19 protein-coding genes are annotated in these 20,219 nt (G+C 67.1%); 10 read left to right on the top strand and 9 right to left on the bottom strand.

Annotated features, from left to right (window positions below; all coding sequences use genetic code 11):
• The first annotated feature begins 25 nt into the window (after positions 1–25).
• On the top strand, positions 26–1,720 hold the full coding sequence (locus KF833_13280; protein ID MBX3746272.1) for a CRTAC1 family protein: 1,695 nt from the start codon (positions 26–28) through the stop codon (positions 1,718–1,720).
• Between the two features lie 44 nt (positions 1,721–1,764).
• On the opposite strand, the gene KF833_13275 is transcribed toward KF833_13280, so the two are convergent.
• Positions 1,765–3,252, bottom strand: a complete 1,488-nt coding sequence (locus KF833_13275) for a sulfatase (protein ID MBX3746271.1) — start codon at positions 3,250–3,252, stop codon at positions 1,765–1,767.
• 143 nt (positions 3,253–3,395) lie between these two features.
• Here KF833_13275 and KF833_13270 point away from each other — a divergent pair, with 143 nt between their 5' ends.
• The gene (locus tag KF833_13270; protein ID MBX3746270.1) at positions 3,396–5,312 is read left to right on the top strand and encodes a CRTAC1 family protein; all 1,917 of its coding nucleotides are present in this window, start codon (positions 3,396–3,398) and stop codon (positions 5,310–5,312) included.
• A gap of 55 nt (positions 5,313–5,367) precedes the next feature.
• Here the strand turns inward: KF833_13270 and KF833_13265 are convergent, their stop codons facing one another.
• The gene (locus KF833_13265; GenBank protein MBX3746269.1) at positions 5,368–6,525 is read right to left on the bottom strand and encodes an aminotransferase class V-fold PLP-dependent enzyme; all 1,158 of its coding nucleotides are present in this window, start codon (positions 6,523–6,525) and stop codon (positions 5,368–5,370) included.
• A gap of 158 nt (positions 6,526–6,683) precedes the next feature.
• Positions 6,684–6,992: a hypothetical protein gene (locus KF833_13260; GenBank protein ID MBX3746268.1), complete on the bottom strand. Its 309-nt coding sequence runs from the start codon at positions 6,990–6,992 to the stop codon at positions 6,684–6,686.
• A gap of 821 nt (positions 6,993–7,813) precedes the next feature.
• Here KF833_13260 and KF833_13255 point away from each other — a divergent pair.
• Complete coding sequence (locus KF833_13255; GenBank protein ID MBX3746267.1) at positions 7,814–9,016, top strand: tetratricopeptide repeat protein; 1,203 nt, start codon at positions 7,814–7,816, stop codon at positions 9,014–9,016.
• Positions 9,017–9,403: 387 nt separating this feature from the next.
• Here KF833_13255 and KF833_13250 read toward each other — a convergent pair whose 3' ends face one another.
• Genes KF833_13250 through KF833_13240 form a run of 3 tightly spaced genes read right to left on the bottom strand, consistent with a single transcriptional unit; the run spans position 9,404 to position 10,151 of the window.
• Positions 9,404–9,703 carry a hypothetical protein gene (locus KF833_13250; GenBank protein MBX3746266.1) on the bottom strand — a complete coding sequence of 100 codons (300 nt, stop codon included), beginning with the start codon at positions 9,701–9,703 and terminating at the stop codon, positions 9,404–9,406.
• Positions 9,700–9,927, bottom strand: coding sequence for a hypothetical protein (locus tag KF833_13245; protein MBX3746265.1), 228 nt, complete (start codon positions 9,925–9,927; stop codon positions 9,700–9,702). Before KF833_13245 ends, KF833_13250 begins: the two co-directional genes overlap by 4 nt.
• Positions 9,928–9,944: 17 nt before the next feature.
• Positions 9,945–10,151, bottom strand: a complete 207-nt coding sequence (locus KF833_13240) for a hypothetical protein (GenBank protein ID MBX3746264.1) — start codon at positions 10,149–10,151, stop codon at positions 9,945–9,947.
• A 360-nt stretch (positions 10,152–10,511) separates the two neighbouring features.
• Between KF833_13240 and KF833_13235 the strand changes: the two genes are divergently transcribed.
• Positions 10,512–11,465: a hypothetical protein gene (locus KF833_13235; protein MBX3746263.1), complete on the top strand. Its 954-nt coding sequence runs from the start codon at positions 10,512–10,514 to the stop codon at positions 11,463–11,465.
• A 260-nt stretch (positions 11,466–11,725) separates the two neighbouring features.
• Here KF833_13235 and KF833_13230 read toward each other — a convergent pair whose 3' ends face one another.
• The gene (locus KF833_13230; GenBank protein ID MBX3746262.1) at positions 11,726–12,298 is read right to left on the bottom strand and encodes a L,D-transpeptidase; all 573 of its coding nucleotides are present in this window, start codon (positions 12,296–12,298) and stop codon (positions 11,726–11,728) included.
• Positions 12,299–12,303: 5 nt separating this feature from the next.
• A complete protein-coding gene (argA, locus tag KF833_13225; GenBank protein MBX3746261.1) occupies positions 12,304–13,584 on the bottom strand; it encodes an amino-acid N-acetyltransferase in 1,281 nt (426 codons plus the stop codon).
• A gap of 428 nt (positions 13,585–14,012) precedes the next feature.
• Here argA and KF833_13220 point away from each other — a divergent pair, with 428 nt between their 5' ends.
• Genes KF833_13220 through KF833_13205 form a run of 4 tightly spaced genes read left to right on the top strand, consistent with a single transcriptional unit; the run spans position 14,013 to position 16,126 of the window.
• On the top strand, positions 14,013–14,645 hold the full coding sequence (locus tag KF833_13220) for a MotA/TolQ/ExbB proton channel family protein (protein ID MBX3746260.1): 633 nt from the start codon (positions 14,013–14,015) through the stop codon (positions 14,643–14,645).
• Positions 14,642–15,109 (top strand): biopolymer transporter ExbD, encoded by a 468-nt coding sequence (locus KF833_13215; GenBank protein MBX3746259.1) that lies wholly within the window; start codon positions 14,642–14,644, stop codon positions 15,107–15,109. The genes KF833_13220 and KF833_13215 overlap by 4 nt, the downstream gene beginning before the upstream one ends.
• Entirely contained in the window at positions 15,106–15,882 is a 777-nt protein-coding gene (locus KF833_13210) for a hypothetical protein (protein ID MBX3746258.1), read from the top strand. The genes KF833_13215 and KF833_13210 overlap by 4 nt, the downstream gene beginning before the upstream one ends.
• Positions 15,883–15,895: 13 nt before the next feature.
• Entirely contained in the window at positions 15,896–16,126 is a 231-nt protein-coding gene (locus KF833_13205) for a hypothetical protein (protein MBX3746257.1), read from the top strand.
• 57 nt (positions 16,127–16,183) lie between these two features.
• Here the strand turns inward: KF833_13205 and rsmB are convergent, their stop codons facing one another.
• Complete coding sequence (gene rsmB, locus KF833_13200; GenBank protein MBX3746256.1) at positions 16,184–17,479, bottom strand: 16S rRNA (cytosine(967)-C(5))-methyltransferase RsmB; 1,296 nt, start codon at positions 17,477–17,479, stop codon at positions 16,184–16,186.
• Between the two features lie 41 nt (positions 17,480–17,520).
• Between rsmB and KF833_13195 the strand changes: the two genes are divergently transcribed.
• On the top strand, positions 17,521–19,494 hold the full coding sequence (locus KF833_13195; protein ID MBX3746255.1) for a GreA/GreB family elongation factor: 1,974 nt from the start codon (positions 17,521–17,523) through the stop codon (positions 19,492–19,494).
• A 70-nt stretch (positions 19,495–19,564) separates the two neighbouring features.
• A complete protein-coding gene (locus KF833_13190; protein ID MBX3746254.1) occupies positions 19,565–20,215 on the top strand; it encodes an NAD(P)H-dependent oxidoreductase in 651 nt (216 codons plus the stop codon).
• The last annotated feature ends 4 nt before the right edge of the window (positions 20,216–20,219 follow it).

Genomic DNA, 20,219 nt, shown 5'->3' with positions numbered 1-20,219 from the left:
AAGGGTGGGGCGGGCGATCGGCGCGATGGCGGGCGTTCTCGCGGGCGTGCTGGGGACGGCTGCGTCCCGGGGGATGGCGGAGTCGTCGCCGATTGTGCTGCGCGAAGTGACTTCGGGGACCGGCATCGGGTTTGTGCACACGGACGGAAGTTCGGGACGGCGCTACATCGTTGAGAGTGTGAGTGCGGGAATTGCGCTGTTCGACTACAACGGGGACGGGCTGACGGACATCTACTTTCTGAACGGCGCGGCGCTGCCCGGGGCGCCCGGGGGAACGCCGGCTCCGCGGAATGCGCTCTACCGGAACCATGGCGACTGGACGTTCACGGATGTCACGCTTGAGGCGGGTGTGGGGGACACCGGGTACGGGCTGGGGGTGTGCATCGGGGATTACAACAACGACGGGCACCCGGACATTTATGTGAACAATTTCGGGCCGAACGTGCTGTACCGGAACAACGGGGACGGGACGTTCACGGATGTGACTGCGGAGGCCGGCGTGGCCAACGGGGACAAGGTGGGGGCGGGAGCGTGCTTTCTGGACATCGACGGCGACGGGCACCTGGATCTCTACGTGGCCAACTATATCGACTTCACCCTGGAGAAGCACCGGACCCGGGTCATCAACGGACATCCCGCCTATGTCGGGCCCATGATCTACGGGCCGGTTCCGGACACCCTGTACCGGAACAACGGGGACGGGACCTTCACGGATGTCAGTGTCGCATCCGGCGTGGCGGCTCATGCGGGCACCGGGATGGGCGTCGTGTGTGCGGACTACGACGACGACGGGCACACGGACATCATCGTGGGCAACGATGCCATGGCGAACTTTGTGTTCCGGAACGACGGCACGGGGCGGTTCGAGGAGGTGGGGATGCTCACGGGACTGGCGTATGACATGCACGGGGTGGGCCAGGGGACGATGGGGGTCGAGGTCGGGGACTACGACAACGACGGGCGGCTGGATTTCCACATGACGTCCTATCAGCGGCAGTGGGCGCCGCTGTACCGGAATCTTGGCCGGGGCATGTTCGATGACGTGACCCACCGTTCCGGGGCGGGCGCCGGGACCCTGCCCGAGGTCACCTGGGGAAACGGCCTGGTCGATTTCGACAACGACGGGCACCGGGACCTGTTCATCGTCTGCGGTCACTTGCAGGACAATGTCGAACTCTGGGATGACACCGCGCGGTACCGGGCCCGGAACATCCTGCTGGCAAACACCGGGCAGGGCCGGTTTGTGGATGTCACCTCACGCGCCGGGGACGGACTTGCGGTGGCGCTGAGCAGTCGCGGGGCTGCCTTCGACGATCTGGACAACGATGGGCGGATGGACGTCGTCATTCTCAACGCGCGCAGCGGTCCCACGATCCTGAGGAACGAGAGTCCGGGAGGGAACCATTGGATCCGGGTGCGGACCCGGGGCACGCGCGGGAACCGGGATGGCATTGGTGCGCGGGTCCGGGTGGTGGCGGGGGATCTGACGATGGTGGGCGAGGTTCACAGCGGGCGCGGGTATCAGAGTCATTACGGGATGCATCCGCACTTTGGACTGGGGCGGCGCGGGCGCGTCGATCGGATCGAAGTGCGATGGATCGGGGGCGGGATCGACATCCTCGAGAACGTCGAGGCGGATCGAATCGTGACGATCATCGAGGGACAGTCCCGGTCCGGTCCGGGCGGGCCGGCGGGAGACCGGACATCCTCCGGGAACTGAAGGGAGCGGGATGCGGGCGCCGGGTGGAGAGGGAACGGCCGGTTCTACCGGGCTTCGGGATGGCGGGCGAGGATGGCGCGGAGTTGGGCGACGACTTCGGGTTGGGCGGTGGCGAGATTGCGGGTTTCGAGGGGATCGGCCTGGTAGTCGTAGAGTTCGAATTCGGCGGTTTCGGGGGGAGCGCCGGGACGTTTCCATTCCACGAGGCGATGACGGGCGGTGCGAATGGCGCGGCCCATCCGTTCGCCGCGCGGGAAGCAGTGGTAGGCGTGGTCGCGAACCGAGGCGGCCGGGTCGCGCAGAACGGGGACCAGACTGGCGCCGTCGATGGACTGGGGGCCGGACGGGGCGGGAAGTCCGGCCAGTTCGGCCAGGGTTGGGAAGAGATCGACCGTTTCCGTGAGCTGGCGGGTGGCCGTGCCGGGCCGGGTGACGCCCGGGGCCGAGAGGATGAGGGGGATGCGGTTGGCCTCCTCGTAGTTGGTGTGTTTGGTCCAGAACCCGTGGTCGCCCAGGTGCCAGCCGTGATCGCCCCAGACCACGACGATGGTGTTGTCGCGCAGGCCGAGGCGGTTGAGTTCATCGAGGACGCGGCCGATCTGGGCATCCACGTAGGTGACACAGGCGTAGTAGGCGTGGATCAGGCGGCGTTGGGTGACTTCGTCGCGGAGGTTTTCGACGGTCAATGGGTCGTAGTTCACGATCTCCCCGCCGACCTTTCCGGCGTAACGCGGGGCGCCCTCCGGGGGGTTCTGGAAGGGGGCGAGAGGAAAGGCCTGGGGATCGTGGAGATCGAAGTAGCGTGTCGGGGCGGTGAACGGGAGATGGGGTTTCACGAAGCCGAGTGCGAGGAAGAACGGCGTCCCGGGATTGGCGGCAGCGGCCTGGAGGCGACGGATGCCTTCGTCGGCGATGCGGCCGTCGGCGTAGGCCTGGTCGGGAACGTCGGCGGATTCGATGGCGGCGCCGCGCGGGAGGGCACGGATGTTGTCGAGCTGCTGGTTGGTGAAGTAGGCCTCCTCGCGGGTCAGGCGGCCGCCTGCGGAATGGGCGGGGTCGAGATACTCGACGACCTTTTCAATGACAGGCGGGACGCTCCACGAGGCGGCGTCCTCGACGTTGCCGTGTCCGGTATGGAGGACTTTCCCGACCGCCTCGGTCCGGTAGCCGTGGCGCATGAAGTGCTGGGTCAGCGTCACGGCGTCCGGGGCGACCTGACGCAGGTTGCGCGACAGGTCATAGAGGCCGGTCGAGGTGGGGCGGGACCCGAGCATGAGGCTGTAACGGGAGGGTGCGCAGACCGCCTGGTTGCAATAGGCGAGATCGAAGCGGAGCCCGGTCGAGGCGAGACGATCCAGGTGCGGGGTCTTTGCCAGCGTGTCCCCGTAGGTGCCGAGCGTCGGTTTCAGATCATCGACGCAGATCAGGAGGATGTTGGGCCGGGAAGCGGGTGTCTGTGCGGAGGCGACGCTCAGGAGGATCGCCAGCGGGAGGGCGGACAACGTCAGGCAAAGGGAAAGGCGGCGGGTCATGACGGGGAGTGGGAACCGGGGATGGGCCATGGGGCAAGCCGGGAGATCCTGCACGAACCTGGGAGGCGGGGTCGAGATGCGGCGTATTGCCGCGGCGGGGTGGGGGAGCGTACCAAGGGGGGATGCGGAAGGCATCATGTTGGATGAGGATTGGACTGGCCCTGGGGTGCGGGTGGGCGGGCATGGAGCCGGCGCCGGGTGCGGAGAGCGCGGAGAGTGCGGAGCACCAGTTCGCGGTGCGCCGGTTGGAGGCGCGGAAACGCCAGCAGGAGACGGCCAGCCGGCGGTTCGAGGCGTTTCATGGGTTCCGGTTCCAGGATGCGCGGGAATCGAGCGGGATCCGGTTCGAGCACCGGATTGTGGACGACGCCGGGATCAACTACCGGGCGGCGCATTACGATCACGGGAACGGCATGGCGGTGGCGGATGTCGATGGGGACGGGCTTCCGGACCTCTATTTCACGACCCAGTTGGGGAGCAACGAACTCTGGCGGAATCTGGGGGGTGGACGGTTCGAGAACATCACCGAACGGGCCGGCGTGGCCATGACCGACCAGATCTCGGTCGCGTGCGCGTTTGCGGATGTGGACAACGACGGGGATCCGGACCTGTTGGTGACGACGGTGCGATACGGCACCCGGCTCTTCGAGAATCTCGGGGACGGACGGTTTCGGGACGTGACCCGGGAGTCGGGTCTGCAGCATTTCGGGCATTCCTCGGGGGTGGTGTTCTTCGACTTCGACAACGACGGCTGGCTGGATCTGCTGGTGACGAATGTGGGGCGGTACACGGAGAACCGGCGGGGGCGGGGCGGGTATTTTCTGGCGTTGCCGGACGCCTTCCAGGGCCACCTGTTTCCCGAGCGGACGGAGTACAGCATTCTGTATCGCGGGATCGGGGGCGGGCGGTTCCGGAACGTCTCGGACGCGATGGGATTCCGGGATGGAAGCTGGAGCGGGGACGCCACGTTCACGGATCTGAACGGGGACGGTTTTCCGGACCTGTACCTGGTGAACATGCAGGGCGACGACCGGTATTACGAGAACGTGGCGGGGAAGGGTTTTGTGGAGCGGACCGCGCAGTATTTCCCGAAAACGCCCTGGGGCGCGATGGGGGTGAAGTTCTTCGACTTCGACGGGGACGGCCGGATGGACGGGTATGTGGTGGACATGCATTCGGACATGACCCAGCCGCAGACCGAGCTGGCGTTGCAGTTCCGGCTGGAGGTGGAGAAGTCGAAGAGCGAGGCGTGGTGTTCGGTGCAGTGGCCGGAGGAGTATTTCCAGGGCCCGGAGAACAACCTCTTTGGCAATGCCTTCTACCGGAACCGGGGCGGGGGAGTCTTCGAGGAGGTTTCCGATGCGCTCGGGGTCGAGACATACTGGCCGTGGGGCGTGAGTGTCGGGGACCTGAACGCGGATGGGTACGAGGACATCGTGGTGACCGCGGGCATGGGGTATCCGTTCCGGTACGCGATCAATTCCGTGCTCTTGAATGACGGCGGACGGCGGTTTTTCGACGCGGAGTTTCTGGTGGGCGTCGAGCCGAGGGCGGACGGCCGCACGGAGAAGGTCTGGTTCAGCCTCGATTGCGGCGGGGACGACCGGGGTCACCCGATGTGCGGGGATTTCCAGGGGCGGACCAACGTGCTGGGCACGCTGAGTTCAAGGTCGTCGGCGATCGTGGATCTGGACGGCGACGGAGATCTGGATCTGGTGATCCATGAGTTCAACGACCGGCCGCAGATCCTGTTGAGCGATCTCACGGAGAGGAGGGACGTCCGGTATCTCGCGGTGCGGCTTCAGGGGACACGTTCCAACCGGGACGGACTGGGTGCGACGGTGCGCGTGACGGCGGGGGGGCGGACGCTGACCCAGTATCACGACGGGAAGTCGGGATATCTCGGGCAGAGTTCGATGCCGCTGTATTTCGGGCTGGGCGATGCGGAGGCGATCGAGGCGGTTGAGGTGCGCTGGCCGTCGGGGCTCCGCCAGCGGGTGACGGAAGGGTTGGGGATCAACCGCACGATGAGGATCATCGAGGGTCCGGCGGAGCCGTGAGGGCGCGCTTCGAGGGTTCGCTGCGGGGCGACTTCCCGACCGGCCTGCTGGAGGATCAGGCGCGGAGCGCGGCGGCGAGCTGTCGGATGTCGTCGAGGGTGTTGTAGCGGTGGGTCGAGATGCGGAGGCAGCGGCGTCCGGTGAAGGTGAGGCAGGGGACCTCGATGCGGTGCCGGTCGAAGAGGCGGGTTTGGAGGGGATCCGGGGCGAATGGGGCGGGCAGGGGCGGGAACAGGGCTGGGGGCAGGGGCACGGTGGCGAGTGAGCCGATCATGGTTTCCGGGCAGGGCGCCGGGACTTCGAGGGCGTCGAGGAGAAGCTGGCGGCCGGCCAGGGCCAGGTCGCGGTTTGCGCGGGCGACACCCTCCCAGCCGTCCGGGTGCATGGCGTGGACGGTTTCGATGGCGGCGGGGACGGCGAGCCACGGGGATGGGTCGAGGGTGCCGGTCCAGGCGAATTCGAGCTGGAAGCGGGAGCGGTCGGTGCGGGGGCTGTTGTAGCCGTGGCTGAGGGTGAGGGGATGGATGTCCGGCTGGCGGTCGCGTCGGACGTGGAGGAAGGCGGAGCCTTTGGGGGCGCAGACCCACTTGTGGAGATTGCCCGTGTAGTAGGAGGCACCGAGGCGGTGGAGATGGACGGGGACCATGCCCGGGGCGTGAGCGCCATCGACCAGGGTGGGGATGCCACGGGATTCGAGTTGGGAGACCAGCGGTTCGATGGGGAGGACGAGGCCGGTGGGGCTGGTGACGTGGTCGAGCAGGGCGAGGCGGGTGCGCGGGGTGACGGCGTCGAGGATGGCGGCGGCGACCTGTTCGGGGGTGGTGCCGGGGAAGGGAACGGGAGCGACGACGACGCGGGCGCGGTTGCGTTGGGCGGTGTAGGCGAGGGCGGCGGCGCAGGCGTTGTAGGCGTGGTTGGTGACCAGGAGTTCATCGCCCGGTTCGAAGGCGAGACTGCGGAGGACGGTGTTGACGCCGGAGGTGGCGTTGGGAATGAAGGCAAGGTCGTCGGGGTCGGCGTGGAGGAAGTCGGCGAGGACCGAGCGGGCGTGATCGAGGAGGGGTTCGAGTTCGCGGGCCAGGAAGAGGACGGGTTCGGCTTCGAGGCGCTGGCGCCAGGCCTGCTGGGCTTCCTGGACGGCGCGCGGGCAGGCGCCGAAGCTGCCGTGGTTGAGGAAGGTGACCGTGGGGTCGAGGGTGAAGCGGTCGCGCATCGGGCGCAGGGTAGCAGGGGGTGAGGGCGGTGAGGGACTGGAAATGCTGTTCGGGTGATCTTGTGCGGGAGTGGATCCTCATGGCGGGCGGTGCCCGGGGTCTCGGTGAAGCCGAATCGTGCCGCATCGTGGGGAATGACTTCGAAGGGCGGAGTCCTCTAGGGACCGTCGCCCAACCTATAGAACAGATAACCGCCCGCGGTGGCCTCGGCGGGCAGGATCAAGTCCTGGATGGGGAGGGTGGGCGTCACCGTCGCGACCGGTGACCATTGGATCAGGTCGAACGAGCCGAGCACCTGATATTCGCGTCCCGCCTCCCCCTCGAACCGGACTCGTACACCCCCGAGGGGATCGGGACGCGGATCGCCCAGGTACGCCAACGGTTGGGAACGCAATACCTGGCCGCCGGTCCCGGCAGCCACAAACCGGCCGTTGGCATGATCCCACGCCGAGATCGAGACGCCCATCCATTGGTCACCGCCGACGTGGAGGGGATGGTGAATCTGGTTGAGGTGCCGTCGTTGCGAGTTCGCGCCGACGGGTGACGCGTTGATTGCATTTGAAGCGGGCGGTGTGGCTCATGTCCTGAGGGCGCCGACCCTTGCCGAGATCGACAACAGAACCGCCGAGGTCGAATGGGAGCGATCGCATTCGGGCCTACCCGACCTGGGGTTCGCTATGGGGGCTATTGAGGAGTGGCTGGTCCTGGACCCGTGTTGGATCACCGGATTGCCGGTCGAGGCTTTGGACCGGGAGTTGCTGCCCGACGAGGCACGTCTTGATCCTCGGGAAGGAAGTGAGGCGATGATGGATGGAAATCGCGTTTGGTGGCGCCTTCGGATGACACCGGCGGGTGAAGTCGATCTCCCCGGCCCCACAGGCGATTTCGATAGTCGGGTTTGGGTGACGTATGCCACGGCCAAGTTGGAGAGCGATCGTGAGGTAAGAGACGTCCTGATCGAGGTGGGCAGCGATGAGGAATACCGCCTGTACCTAAACGGCGAACTGGTCATGGAGTATGGGTGGCGACGTGTTCTCTGCACTTCGCCGCGGCCTGCGCCACTGTCGCCGGATCGGCGGTCGGGTCTGACATTGCGTCCCGGACGGAACACCCTTGTTCTCAAGGTGGTGTCGGAAGCCCCCCGATGGAGTGGCACGGTGCGGTGGGGCCGGGGATCGGACCGGTTCGAACCGGCCAGCATCCTGCGAGCCAGCGAGGACTGGCTATTCTCGGAGGGTCGGCCCCGGTCAGGAAACGTCGTGCGGTCCCAGAACCAAGGGGGAGGTCGTGCTGCGTGGCGTGCCGGCGTTTCCGGGCGAAGGCACCCATGAACTCTTCGCTGGGAAGCCCAAGCGGGAACGCGGCAGCGTGGACGCCTTGTCACTCTCCCAGGAGATGGTCGTTCGGCACCTCGGGGGCACCGGAGGTTCCATGCAGGCGTCGCCGGAACCGTTCTGGGCGCGGTTCGATACCGAGACGGATCGCGCTGCCAGGCATGGGGCGTTGTTGAATTTGCTGCCCTTGCCCGCCGAGGACCTCGACCGGGCACGCACCCAGCGGTTCCTCGACGACACCGCCGCCGGGGAGGAAACGCATCAGAACCCTTGGGGCTGGTTGTTAACGCGAATGCTCGAAGGGCAGGTGGCCTATCGACGCGGCGATTTCGACCGCGCCCTTCGACTCCTCGAACCGGTGGCTTCGAACCTCGACAACCGCCGCCTCGCCGTCCTGGGCCGCTATGTCATCGCCATGGCGCTTCACCGTGTCGGAAAGCGGACTCCGCCGAGGCACGGCTTCACGACGCGAACACGCTCCTCGACCGTCTCCTGCGTCCGGGCCCTTTACCTGCGTGCCCGGGCGCATCCCGGGTTCGATAGCGAGGCGGCGATCGAGAGCGGTCTGCGCCTTGCCGAATCGGTGCCGCTCCTGTTGGTTCTGGCCGGCGACGAAGCGGGGATGGTGGCATTCCTGCGCCAGGCATTCCGCGAACTCGACATCCGCACCCCCCATTACGGGTTCGCCATCGCCTGGCTGGGCGACCGCCTGCCTTCCGATCTCATGGAGCGTATCCGGATTGAAGCCAGCACCCCGATCGAGACCGAACCGTGGTTCGTGTCGGCAGCGGGGTGGCTCCAGCAATGGTTCCACCTGGGCCATGGCATGGCGCTCCACGGACTCGGAGAGTACGACGCCGCGTTGAAGCACCTCGAAGGCGCCATCGCTTCACATGATGACAACTGTTCGACCTCCGCCAAGGCGTATGCCGGTCTGGCCGCCTGGAAACTCGGCCGCCGCGACGATGCACGTCGGTGGCTGAGCCAGGCTGAGGAAGCCCTTCGTATTCGGGTCGAGGCTGGCAGCGGCATGTTGGATCCCCACTGGTGGCACATGGCCACCACCGACCTGGCCCTCCGGCAAGCCCGGGAATGGATGGGACAGCCCACCGAAGCGACCCCATCCACTCCACCCACGCGGGCGGGCAGGCCATAAACCGTCCTGCGCGAAACGCCCCATCCGAAGCCCCAACGGGGCGAAAGGCGATAGCCCAGGGCAACGCCCTGGGGGCCGAACAGGGTGAAAAAGATTCTCAAGCCCTGAAAGGGCGAAACCCGACCGTCCCACCCCGCATCCCCTGCGCCCACCGACAGGTTTCGCCCCTTCAGGGCTCGCATGATCATGGGGGCATGGCGATCCCCAGGGTGTTGCCCTGGGCTATCGCCTCCGGCCCCGTTGGGGCCGACCGCAGGAGGCTTCATGAGATGGCGTCCTTTCGAACGCGACGCCCCCCGACGGCGGGGGGCCCCATGCACCTTCGCCACCTTCGACGCGGGGTCGATCCCGGCCTGCTTCCCGCGTTGTGCTATCCCAACCGTCGTTTCAACTTCTCGTGGCCACGTCCAGCGGGGTTCCGTTGTGCGCTTCAAGCAGCAACACACGGTTTCGGAGGGCGAATTCTCGCGCGTCGTCCCGGCGTGGGCGGAAGCGTGACAGAAGGGGGTCAATGAAGCTCTCTTCTTCGCCAAAGCCCGTGAGCAAGGTGAGGTCTGCATCCGCCGTGAAACGCGGTTCGCCCCAACGTTGGACCGCGATACCGCCAATGAAACAGAACCGCCAGCCCCGTGCCTCGCAGAACTCTTGCAACTCCCATGCCGCCGCCAGGATGGGATCGAGGCTCATCGATCGCGGCTCTTTTGGAACAACGCCTGTTGTTCCACCAAACCGGATGTGTCGCGGAACCTGGGCGCAATCCCCTGCCGACTGAAAAGAGATTGAGTCAGCCTCAGTGCCTGCTGATCCGTTAGGGCCATCAATTCCCGCCAACGCTGCTCTTCCAGGAGCGGTTGGGCTTCCTGCCAGATCTGTAACCGGCGCCGTGTCGCCTCGCGCTCGGACTCGGTCATCGTCCTGGGCCCGCTGTTCATGCCTCCAACCTATCAACCACCGAACCGATAGGGAAGGCGCGGTTGGGAGCGGTGATGCGGCCGCCGTCCATGAGGACCGGGCGCCCAAGAATGCCGACGAGTCCACCCCAGGTGCGTTTGCCGACCAAGGTGCCGAGTTGGAACTTGCGGAACATCGAGGGGAGAAGGTCACCGCCGGAGCGGGCTGTTTCGTCGGTCAGCATGACCTTGGGCCCGTCCACCCGGATGGGTCATCCGGAATTCCCAGAATTTCTTGTCCGGTTCTTCCCGGAAATCTCGCCAGAGGGGATGTGGACATCCCGCATTCTTCCCCAAGGCCGGTCCGCGGCCCATCCCCAAAGATCCAAGGAGAATCACGAACCGGGAGGCCCTTCGGCTTGTTGGAACGGGTTCGCCTTCACCCCGCGGCAACCTGGCTTGGCGTGGCCGTTATCGCCGTCTGTTCCAGCCAACCCGCCGCCCTCGCAACGGGAGATGCACCCGCGCACCGGCTCCTGTTCCCGGCGGAGGCACAAGCCGCGGTGCAGCCCGCCGGACGAGCGGGTTCGCCGCGTCCCGCCTCCGTGCAATACCATCGTCTGAACCCAGCCCTTGCGGCGTCGGCCTCCGACTGGTTGCAGCCCGGACAGGAACTGCGTTTGGACCTGCTCGAGGACCAGGACATCATCGTGGCGGTGGAGGGGGTGACGTCCACGGTGGATGGCGGCTGGGTGGTGCATGGCCGTGCCACGACCGACGAGGCCAGCACGGTCACCCTGACGCTCCAGGGACGCGAACTGACGGGCATGATCCGCCTGAGCGGACTGGGGCACTTCCGCCTGGTGCCCGTTGACGAGGGTGGCCTCCATGAAGTGCGGCAACTGGCCACGAGGCCGCCCGTCCATTGCGCCACGGGCTGGCTGCCGAGGGTGGATGACGCCCGACCGGCCCTCGCCCGAGCCGGGGTGGCACTTCACGCCCTGGACCTTCCCCCGGCGGACACATTGCCGGAGCCGACCGTGGTGGATGTGTTGTTCCTCTTCGAGATCCTGCCCGACGACCTGGAGGAGGGCGAGGAACGGATTCGGCTGGGTTTCGGCTCGGTGACCGGGATGCATGGCCTTGGCCAGCAAAGCCGCTCCGAAGTTGTCATTCTGGACGCGGACATCCCGCCAGCCTTTGCCAATATCGAATTCCCGGAGGGTCCGCTTTCGGTGGTTGAATCTGGCGGTGAGGCCCGAATCAACGTGCGTCTCGCCGGCCACGACTCGGGCTTGCCGCTGACCCTGCCTTACCAAACCGTAGAAGGATCGGACCGGCATCGCGCTGCTCGATCCCGATGGCACGCTGGACACCGATTTCGATCCTGGACTGGGAGCGGACATGTTCCCCGGCATGTATGCCGGACCTGCAGAGTTCGCACCGCTGTCCGCAGCTCCGGGATGCACGGGAATGGGAGGTTCGAACATGATCGAACCCATCGCACCCGTTACAAGGCGAGGTTCGAGGACGAGTACGAGTACCGCCCTTCGGGCTGAGTACGAGTCGTGCGACGGGTGGTTTGGGGGGAGTTCCGAGAACCCGAGATGCGCGGCCTTTCGAGAGCGGGTTGGACTTCGGCGTTGATCCTTTGGGGACCGGGCCGTTTTGCATTCGTGGCGTGAGAATTTGGCAGGGCGGTTGGATCGAAGGGTGCAACGGGACGTTTGGTGCTCACGCGAGGACGCGAAGGCGCAAAGGAGGTGGGGGGTGAAGGACCTCGGGCATCCGGAAGGGAACCCCGTCCGGCGGTGACAGGTCAGAATGCCTTCGGATGGATCCAGACGAGGGTATGGAGGGGGAGTTGGTCGTGGAGGGGGATGAGATCGGCGGCGGCGAGGTGGATGCAGCCCTGGGAGGCGGGGCGGCCGAGGGAGGGTTCGTCGGCAAGGCCGTGGACGTAGATGTAGCGGGAGAAGGTATCGACGGGGCCGCCGCGGTTGAAGCCGGGTTCGAGGCCTTCGAGCCACAGGATGCGGTGGGCGATGGTGGCGTGGGGCATGCCGGCCCAGGTGCGGCCGACGGGTTGCCGGGCGCGGAAGACGGTGCCGACGGGCCAGCCGTGTCCGATGCGGGCGGCGATGCGGTGGAGGCCGAGGGGGGTCCGGAGGGAATCCCGGATCTGGCCGATGCCGAAGCGGGAGGTGGAGGCGCGAAAGGTGCGATGGAGCGTGTGGGCGGGGGCGAAGGGATGGATGGGGAGGGAAGGGGATCGGAACCAGGCCACCCGCTGGGCGGGGACGGAGACCGTGAGGACGTCGCGGGTGAGGGGGATGCGGTGACGCCGGCAGGTGAGGAGGAGGGAGCGGGGCAGGGCGCCGGGACGGGGCATGGGTGTCAGGCGATGGTCTTGACGAGGACCTTGGAGCGGCGGCCGCTGGCGTCGTAGCGGTCGCGCCGGCCGGGGGGGAGGTCGTCGGGGGAGCCTTCGGTGAAGCCGCCCTTGGACTGGAAGTAGGTAAAGGCCTGGGTGGAGAGGGCGAAGAGCTGGCGGACCCCGGCCTCGCGGGCCCGGCCTTCGACGAACTGGATGAGTTTGCGTCCGATGCCCTGGTTTTCGTGGGCGGGACTGACGCAGAGGTAGGCGAGTTCGGCTTTGTGGTGTTCGGGGTAGAGGTGGAGGGCGACGCAGGCGACGGGGTTGCGGTCGATTTCGTAGAGGTGGTAGTCGGCGAGGTTCCGTTCGATTTCGGCGCGGGTGCGTTTCACGAGTTCGGCGCTGTCCACGGATTTGCGGGTGAGGAGAAGGATCTGGCGGATGTCCTTTTTGAGGGCGCGGCGGACCTGTTCGTACTCGTTGGCATAGACGAGGGTGCCGACGCCCTCGTTGGAGAAGACCTCGGCGAGGAGGGCATCGTCCTGGAATCCGTTGATGAGGTGGACGCGGGAGACGCCGGCGCGGCAGGCCTGGGCGGCGAACTGGGCTTTGGGGAGGAGTTCGGGGGGGATGTCGGCGCGGCGTCGGGCGAGGAGATCCTCGAGTTCGCTGGCAAGGATCTGGCGGACGAGCTGACCGCCGCAGAGGAGACCCTGTTGGGAGGTGACGTAGAGGATCTTGGCGGCGCGAAGGGCCACGCCGAGGGCGAGGGCGACGGCGTCGGAATTGACCCGGTAGGTATGCCCTTCGCCGTCGAAGCCGAGTGGAGGGACGACCGGGACGATGCCCTGGGCGAGGAGGGCCTGGAGCATGTCGGCGTCCACGCGTTCGACCTTGCCGGTGAGGAGGTGATCGATGCCGCCGAGGATGCCGAGGGGATGGGCGACGACGGCGTTGGTGGAGGCGGCGCGGAGGTCGTTGGTGGCGAGACCCTCGAGGATTTCGTGGGTGAGGCGGTTGGAGGCGGTGAGGGCGAGTTTGAGGGTGGGGGCGTCGGTGATGCCGGAGCCGTCGAGGTTGGAGGGGTGTTGACCGGTTTCGGAGGCCAGTTGGGCGATCATGGCGGCGGCGCCATGGACGAGGACGACGCGGATGTTGAGGGAGCGGAAGACGGCGACATCGAGGAGGATGTTGGCGAAGTTCTCGTCCATGACGACGGCGGCATCGACGCTGACCACGAAGGTGCGTTCGCGGAAGCGGGGGATGTAGCGGAGGATGCCGCGGAGGTCGGTGGCTTTCACTGGAGGCGAGGCGGGAATGGAAATTACGGGGGAAACCTGGGGGCTGGAAGCTGAAAGCTGAGACCTGAGGCCTGAGACCTGAGGCCTGAGACCTGAGGCCTGAGACCTGAGGCCTGAGGTCTGAGGCCTGAGACCTGAGACCTGAGATCTGAAGGGGGAGGGATCAGGGGTGGTGGTGCATCCTGGCGTTGCGGGTGAGGAGGCAGCCAATCGGAGGGACGAGCTCCGCGAGTCCTCAACCGAACACTCCTCCACGATCCCCTGTCGGCGCGGGCGTCAGGACGCGAACCGTTCAACGCTCCCTTCCACGGCGGCTTGGTGGAACCCGGCCCTCCGAGGCGATGCTTCGCGAAGTTCGCGCCTCTACCCACACCGGGATGCACGGGATGGCGGCAGATGCGCCTTGAGCGCGGGGGCGGGCATGGTTAATGAGGCGCATGCCTCTTTTGCTGGCGAAGGGCGGCTGGGTGTTCTGGATGATCCTGGTGACAGGCGGGGTGGGGATTGCCGTGTTCATCGAACGGCTGCTCCATTATCACCGGGCGCAGATCAACTCGCTCGAGTTCCTGAACGGGGTGCGCAATGTGCTCAAGCGGGAGAACATCGTGGAGGCGGTGTCGATCTGCGATGCGACGCCGGGGCCGGTGGCGCGGATGGTGAAGGTGGCGATTCTGAACCGGGAAGGGGGTCGGGAGGGGATGCGGGAGGCGCTGGAGGAGGCGGGGTTGGTGGAGGTGCCGCGACTGGAGGAGAAGCTCGGGGTGCTGGCGACGATTGCGCAGATCACGCCGCTGATGGGGTTGTTCGGGGCGGTGCTGGGGTTCATGCGGGTGTTCTGGCGGATCCAGGTGACGGGGCTGCCGCTGCAGCCGGCGGAGTTTGCGGAGGGGATGTGGCAGGGATTGATCTGTCTGGGGGCGGGCATCGCGGTGGCGGTGCCGGCGTATGTGGGGCACAACCTGCTGGTTTCCCGGCTCAACGACGTCCTGCTGGAGATGGAGACGTCCTCGACGGAGATCATCCGGCTTCTGAGCGAACGTCCGGAGGAGGGGGGTGAATGAGGCTGCCGCGGAACATCAAGATGCTGCGGGGTCCGGTGGATCCGTCGGCGCTGGCCGGGACGATGTTTCTGCTGTGGATCGCGACCTTTCTGCATTCGTCGCTGGTGCTTCCGCCCGGGGTGCGGCTGGAGTTGCCGGAAGCGGCGGGGGTGTGGGGGGAGGTGCTTCCTCGATGGTCGGTGGCGGTGGATCCGGCCGGGCGGATTCTGTTCGAGCACCAGATGGTGAGTGAGGCGGATTTCGAGGCGCGGTTGCGGGAGGGGGTGACGCGTTCGGAGACGCCGGGAACGCTGCTGCTGATGGCGGACCGGCGGGTGACGCTGGAGGTGCTGACGCGATTGCAGGCGCTGGCGCGGGGTGCGGGCATCCGGGATGTGGTGCTGGCGACGAGTCCGCGTCCGGGGGGCCCGTGGGGGACGGCGGACGCCCTGTTGTCGGCACCCGGGCCGGGAGGGGACCGATGACGGGGGCGGGTCCGGCAAGACCGTGGTGGCGGCGGCGGCGGGTGGCGATGGCGGCGATTGCGGTGGGGGCGCAGGTGGCCTTTTTCTGGATGCTGTCGCTGCCCGGGGAACCGACGGAGGTGCGGGTGGAGGGGCCTCGAACGCAGTGGACGATGGCGGGCGATTCGGAAGGGGCATTCGAGGACTGGCTGTGGCTGATGAACCCGGGGCTGTTTCTGTTGCCGTCCACGCACGACTTTTCGGCGGCCGCGTGGATGGAGATGAGGCGCAGCGAGGTGGGGTTCGAGCCGCTGACGATGAAGTCTCAGCCGTTGCCCTTTGCGCCGATGGCGGCGGGGATGTCGCTGCGCGGCCCGTTGCTGGCCCGGATGGACGCGGGGCCCGGGCATCGATGGGAGGTGCCGTCGGGGGGGCTGACGCTTCCGGCCTCGACGCCGCCGCCGGTGCCCCGGCGAACGACCCTTCGGCGGGTGTCGGGTCTGGAAGGATGGCAGGGGCCGGAGGGGGGGGAGGGTCCTGCCGGGCCGGAAGGTGCGATTCCCGGTCCCACCATCCTGCGGGTCACGATCAACGAGCGGGGGGATGTGGCGGTGCCCCCGGTGGTCTGGGAAGGCAGCGGGGTGCCGGCGGCGGACGGGCTGGCGCTTCGCTGGGTGGAGGGGCTGCGGTGGGAGCGGGCGGATGGCGGATCCGGCGGATCCAGCGGATCGGGGGCGGGGTGGACGTGGGGTTTGGTGGCGGTGGATTGGGCCCCGGCGGGCCTGGACCGATGAAGCGGGAGGCGCGATGCGACCGGATGCCGTTTTATTTCTCTACATGCTGGCGCTGCTGGTGGTGCTGGTGACGTTGTGGCTCACGCACTCGGCGCGGCGCCGGAGGTTTTTGTCGGGTCCGGCGGAGGACCGGGTGTTCCGGTGCTCGCGGTGCGCCAGTGTGTACACCGACGATCCGGATGTGGATCTCTCGCGGTGCCCGCAGTGCGGGCTGATGAACGAGAGCTTCGATTTCCGGGCGTGAGGGCGGAGGGCGGAGGCGGTAGGCGGTAGGCGGTAGGCGGTAGGCGGAGGGTGGAGGTCAGGGGGAGGGGTTGCGGTGGATGAGGGCGACGAAGGCGCCATCGACGGCATCGCGGGCGGGGTGGAGGAGGCGGGAGGATTCGAGGCGGAAGCCGGGCTGGGCGGCGAGGACGGATTCGACGAGGAGGAGGTTTTCCTCGGGTTCGACGCTGCAGGTGCTGTAGGCGAGGCGTCCACCGGGGCGGAGGCGCCGGAGACCGGTGGTGAGCAACTGGGCCTGGAGGCGGCGGGCGCGTTCGAGTTCGGCGGCGTTGAGGCGCCAGCGGGCGTCGAGGCGGCGGCGGAGGACACCGGAATTGGTGCAGGGGGCATCGAGGAGGACGGCATCGAACGGGCCGTGGGCCTTGGGATCCTCGGGGGCGGTGGTGGTGACATCGGCGCCGAGGCGTTCGCAGTTTTGGGCGAGGCGGGAGCGGCGGCGTGCGTCGTGTTCGGCGGCGACGATGCGGCCGTCGTTGTCGAGGCACTGGGCGAGGTAGGTGGTTTTGCCGCCGGGTGCGGCGCAGAGGTCGAGGACGGCTTCGCCGGGTTTGGGATTGAGGAGATGGACGGAGAGGAGGGTGGCGGGGTCCTGGATGTAGTACCAGCCATCCTGGAGGCTTTTGAGGCGTTCGAGGGGGGGATGCTGGCGGAGGCGGAAGACGAGGTTCGGGGGTGTCCAGTCGAAGCGGGCGAAGTCGTAGTCCACGTTTTCATTGCGCCAGGCTTCGATGACCTGGGCGGGATCGGCGCGGAGGGTGTTGACGCGGGCGTAGGTGGGGGCGGGGGCGTTGTTCCAGGCGAGGAAGGTTTGGAGCTGGTCCTGGGGGAGATGGGAGCGCCAGCGATTGACGAGCCAGCGGGGGTGGGACCAGCCGAGGGCGGGATCGCGTTCCTTCAGTTGGGCGAGTTCGGCGCGGGTGGGGTCGATTTCGCGGGCGTAGGTCCGGAGGAGGGCATTGACGAAGCCGGTTTGGGGGCCGAGGTCGAGGGTTCGGACGGCTTCGACGGTTTCGTTGACGGCGGCATGGGGGGGGATGCGATCGAGCCAGAAGAGCTGGTAGAGGCCGAGGCGGAGGAGGATCTGGGCGGGGACGGTGGGGCGTTGGCGGACGCTCTTCCGTTCGATGAGCCAGTCGAGGGTGGCACGCCAGCGGAGGGTTCCGTAGCAGAGTTCCTGGACCAGGGCCCGATCGACGGCGGGGAGCCGTACTTCGGCGAGCTGACGGTCCACGAGGGCTTCGAGGAAGGCGCCGGATTCGGCGTGGCGGAGGAGGATGCGGGCGGCAATTTCTCTTGGTTTTTGCGAGACCACGCCGGATGTTCGCCGAGAGTAGGACGACGGGCGAGACAAGTATGAGAGAGGAACTTGAGCGACTGGTGGCGATTGGAAAACTGGAGCGGCGGCACGTGGACCCGCTGCTGGCGTTGCAGGAGGCGGGGTACTGCCTGCATCGGGCGTGGGGGTGCGGTCGGGTGACGGGGCTGGACCCGGTCCTGGGGCGTTTGACGATTGATTTCGCGAACAAGCCCGGGCACGGGATGGATCTGGGATTCGCGGCGGAGTCGCTGCGATCGGTTCCGGCGAACCACATCCTGGTGCGGAAGCTGAACGACACGGGGGTGTTGAAGACCATGGCGGTGACGGATCCCCAGGGGTTGATGCGGATCGTGCTGGAGAGTTTCGACGGGCGGGCGACGGTGGATCAGATCCAGCAGGCGCTCGTCCCGGAGGTGATCAGCGCGGACTGGAAGAAGTGGTGGGAGGGAACCAAGCGGGTGTTGAAGAAGGACGGGCATTTCCAGGTGCCGGTGAAGAAGACCGACCCGGTGATGTTGCTGGCCGAGGCGGTGGGGATGCAGGACCGGTTGGTGGCCGAGGTGCGGGCGGCCCGGGGCTTGAAGGCGCGGGTCGGGGCGGTGCAGGAGATTCTCAAGAGCGCGGAGGACCTGACGGACCGGGAGGCTTTGGGGACCGAGGTGATTCCGCTGCTCAACGTGGAGATTGCGAGTCATCTGAAGACGATGCCGGGCCTGGCCCTCGAGGGGATTCTCGCGCGGGACGATCTGCGGGCGCTGTCGGGTGTGCCGGCTGGGGAGGGCGAGATCGGGACCGGGGAGGTGTGGCAGATCGAACCGCCGCTGCTGGCGGTGCTGGCGGAGGCGACGGCCGGAAAGCATGGGCGGATTCTGGATACCTTCCGGCAGGCGCATCCGGACACATGGATCGAAGCCATCCTCGGGGTGATGAACGAGGCGCCGGCGAAGGTGGTGGGGGAGATGGCGGAGCTGCTGATTCGGGAGGGGCAGTTCGACAAGCTCAAGGACAAGCTGCTGCGGTTGATCAGCCAGCATGCGGCGACCAGCGATCTCCTGCTGTGGGTGGCGCGGGCGCGGTCGGACGCGTACGCGGACATTCTCGGGCCGGAGGTGTTCCGGGCGATGCTGACGGCGATCGAGCGGGACCTGTTTCTCGAGAAGAAGTCGAACAAGCTGCGGGACTACGTGCTGTCGGACCACGAGTTGATCGTGGAACTGATTTCCTCGGCGGACATCGAGGTGATCAAGGATCTGACGCGGGCGCTGCAGTTGTCGCCGAGCTTCGACGACATGGACAAGCGGTCGCTGCTGGCGCGGATTGTGAAGGCCTTTCCGTCGGTGCAGTCGCTCATTTCCTCGGAGCACGTCAAGCAGGAGGTCAATCTGCTGGTCACCTGGGGGAGCCTGGAGCGGCGCAAAGGGGAGTATCACGATCTGGTGGAGAAGCAGATCCCGGCCAATTCGCGCGACATTGCGCTGGCGCGGAGCTACGGGGATCTTCGGGAGAACCACGAGTACAAGGCGGCCAAGGAGGCGCAAAAGGTGCTGATGCGCCGCAAGTCCGAACTCGAGCGGGACCTGGGGCGGGCGCGGGGGACGGACTTCAGTGCGCCGCGTACCGACGTGGTGAGTCCGGGCAGCGTGGTGCGGGTGGTCGAGGAGGGAAAGGACCATCACGAGGAGTTCATCCTGATGGGGGCCTGGGATTTCGACGAGAGCCGCGGGATCATCAGCTATCTCAGTCCCATCGGTCAGAGCCTGCTGAACCGGGCGGTGGGCGACGAAGTGGAGATCGAGTTGGCGGGGGTGATCAGCCGTTACCGGATCGAGGCGATCCGGGAGGCGCCTCCGACGTCCGCGGTACCCGTGGAAACGATCGAGGCCGAGGCCGGCACGGCGCCTGGAGCGGAGCCGGTTGCCGTGGAGAGTTCCGGGACGGGGCCGGCACCGGACGCCGGACCGGGTCCGGGCGAGCCGGTGAAGGAACAGGCCCCGGCGGCGGGAACCTGATGGGCGAAGGGTTCCCGTGCCCGTCGGTGCCTGGCGAGAAGGGGCAGCGGTTGGGGGAATCCCACTTCACATGACATCGATAGCGCCGGAGCAATTGCTGAACCGCCTGCAGTGGCGTTATGCGGTGCGGGTTTTCGAGCCGGGGCGGACGATCCCGGAAGCGACGTGGGAGGCGCTTGAGGAGGCGCTGGTCCTGACGCCGTCGTCGTATGGTCTTCAGCCCTGGCATTTCCTGATCCTGACGGACCGGGGGCTGCGGGAGCGTTTGGTGGGGCATGCGTGGGGGCAGCGGCAGGTGGCGGACTGCTCGCATTTCGTGGTGTTCTGCATCCGGCAGGATCTGGGGGAGGCGGAGATCGACCGGTATTTGAGGCGGATTGGGGAGGTGCGGGGGACGCCGATGGCGAATCTGGCGGGGTTTCGGCAGATGATGGTGGGTTCGCTGGTGGAGGGGCCGGTGAAGGCGGTGATCAACGAATGGGCGACGCGGCAGGTTTATATCGCCTTGGGGAATTTCATGACGGCGGCGGCGATGGTGGGGGTGGACACCTGCCCGATGGAGGGGTTTGAGCCGGGGAAGTTCGACGAGGTTCTGGGATTGGGGGCGCGGGGTCTGGCCAGCGTGGTGTGCTGCGCCGCCGGGTACCGCGGGGAGACGGACCGGCAGGCCGGGCTGCCGAAAGTCCGGTATCCGCGCTCGGAAGTGCTGGAGCGGCGGTAGGGGC

It is taken from the genome of Verrucomicrobiia bacterium, assembly GCA_019634625.1.
Classification (GTDB): domain Bacteria; phylum Verrucomicrobiota; class Verrucomicrobiia; order Limisphaerales; family CAIMTB01; genus CAIMTB01.
This window is presented reverse-complemented; position numbering and strand designations above follow the sequence as displayed.

What these genes read in the sequence shown, in the direction of transcription:
- KF833_13280 (MBX3746272.1), top strand. Translation starts at nt 26, where the DNA reads ATGGCGGGCGTTCTCGCGGGCGTGCTGGGGACGGCTGCGTCCCGGGGG.
- KF833_13275 (MBX3746271.1), bottom strand. Translation starts at nt 3,252, where the DNA reads ATGACCCGCCGCCTTTCCCTTTGCCTGACGTTGTCCGCCCTCCCGCTG.
- KF833_13270 (MBX3746270.1), top strand. Translation starts at nt 3,396, where the DNA reads ATGAGGATTGGACTGGCCCTGGGGTGCGGGTGGGCGGGCATGGAGCCG.
- KF833_13265 (MBX3746269.1), bottom strand. Translation starts at nt 6,525, where the DNA reads ATGCGCGACCGCTTCACCCTCGACCCCACGGTCACCTTCCTCAACCAC.
- KF833_13260 (MBX3746268.1), bottom strand. Translation starts at nt 6,992, where the DNA reads ATGGGCGTCTCGATCTCGGCGTGGGATCATGCCAACGGCCGGTTTGTG.
- KF833_13250 (MBX3746266.1), bottom strand. Translation starts at nt 9,703, where the DNA reads ATGAGCCTCGATCCCATCCTGGCGGCGGCATGGGAGTTGCAAGAGTTC.
- KF833_13245 (MBX3746265.1), bottom strand. Translation starts at nt 9,927, where the DNA reads ATGACCGAGTCCGAGCGCGAGGCGACACGGCGCCGGTTACAGATCTGG.
- KF833_13240 (MBX3746264.1), bottom strand. Translation starts at nt 10,151, where the DNA reads ATGCTGACCGACGAAACAGCCCGCTCCGGCGGTGACCTTCTCCCCTCG.
- KF833_13230 (MBX3746262.1), bottom strand. Translation starts at nt 12,298, where the DNA reads ATGCCCCGTCCCGGCGCCCTGCCCCGCTCCCTCCTCCTCACCTGCCGG.
- KF833_13220 (MBX3746260.1), top strand. Translation starts at nt 14,013, where the DNA reads ATGAGGCGCATGCCTCTTTTGCTGGCGAAGGGCGGCTGGGTGTTCTGG.
- KF833_13215 (MBX3746259.1), top strand. Translation starts at nt 14,642, where the DNA reads ATGAGGCTGCCGCGGAACATCAAGATGCTGCGGGGTCCGGTGGATCCG.
- KF833_13210 (MBX3746258.1), top strand. Translation starts at nt 15,106, where the DNA reads ATGACGGGGGCGGGTCCGGCAAGACCGTGGTGGCGGCGGCGGCGGGTG.
- KF833_13205 (MBX3746257.1), top strand. Translation starts at nt 15,896, where the DNA reads ATGCGACCGGATGCCGTTTTATTTCTCTACATGCTGGCGCTGCTGGTG.
- KF833_13195 (MBX3746255.1), top strand. Translation starts at nt 17,521, where the DNA reads ATGAGAGAGGAACTTGAGCGACTGGTGGCGATTGGAAAACTGGAGCGG.
- KF833_13190 (MBX3746254.1), top strand. Translation starts at nt 19,565, where the DNA reads ATGACATCGATAGCGCCGGAGCAATTGCTGAACCGCCTGCAGTGGCGT.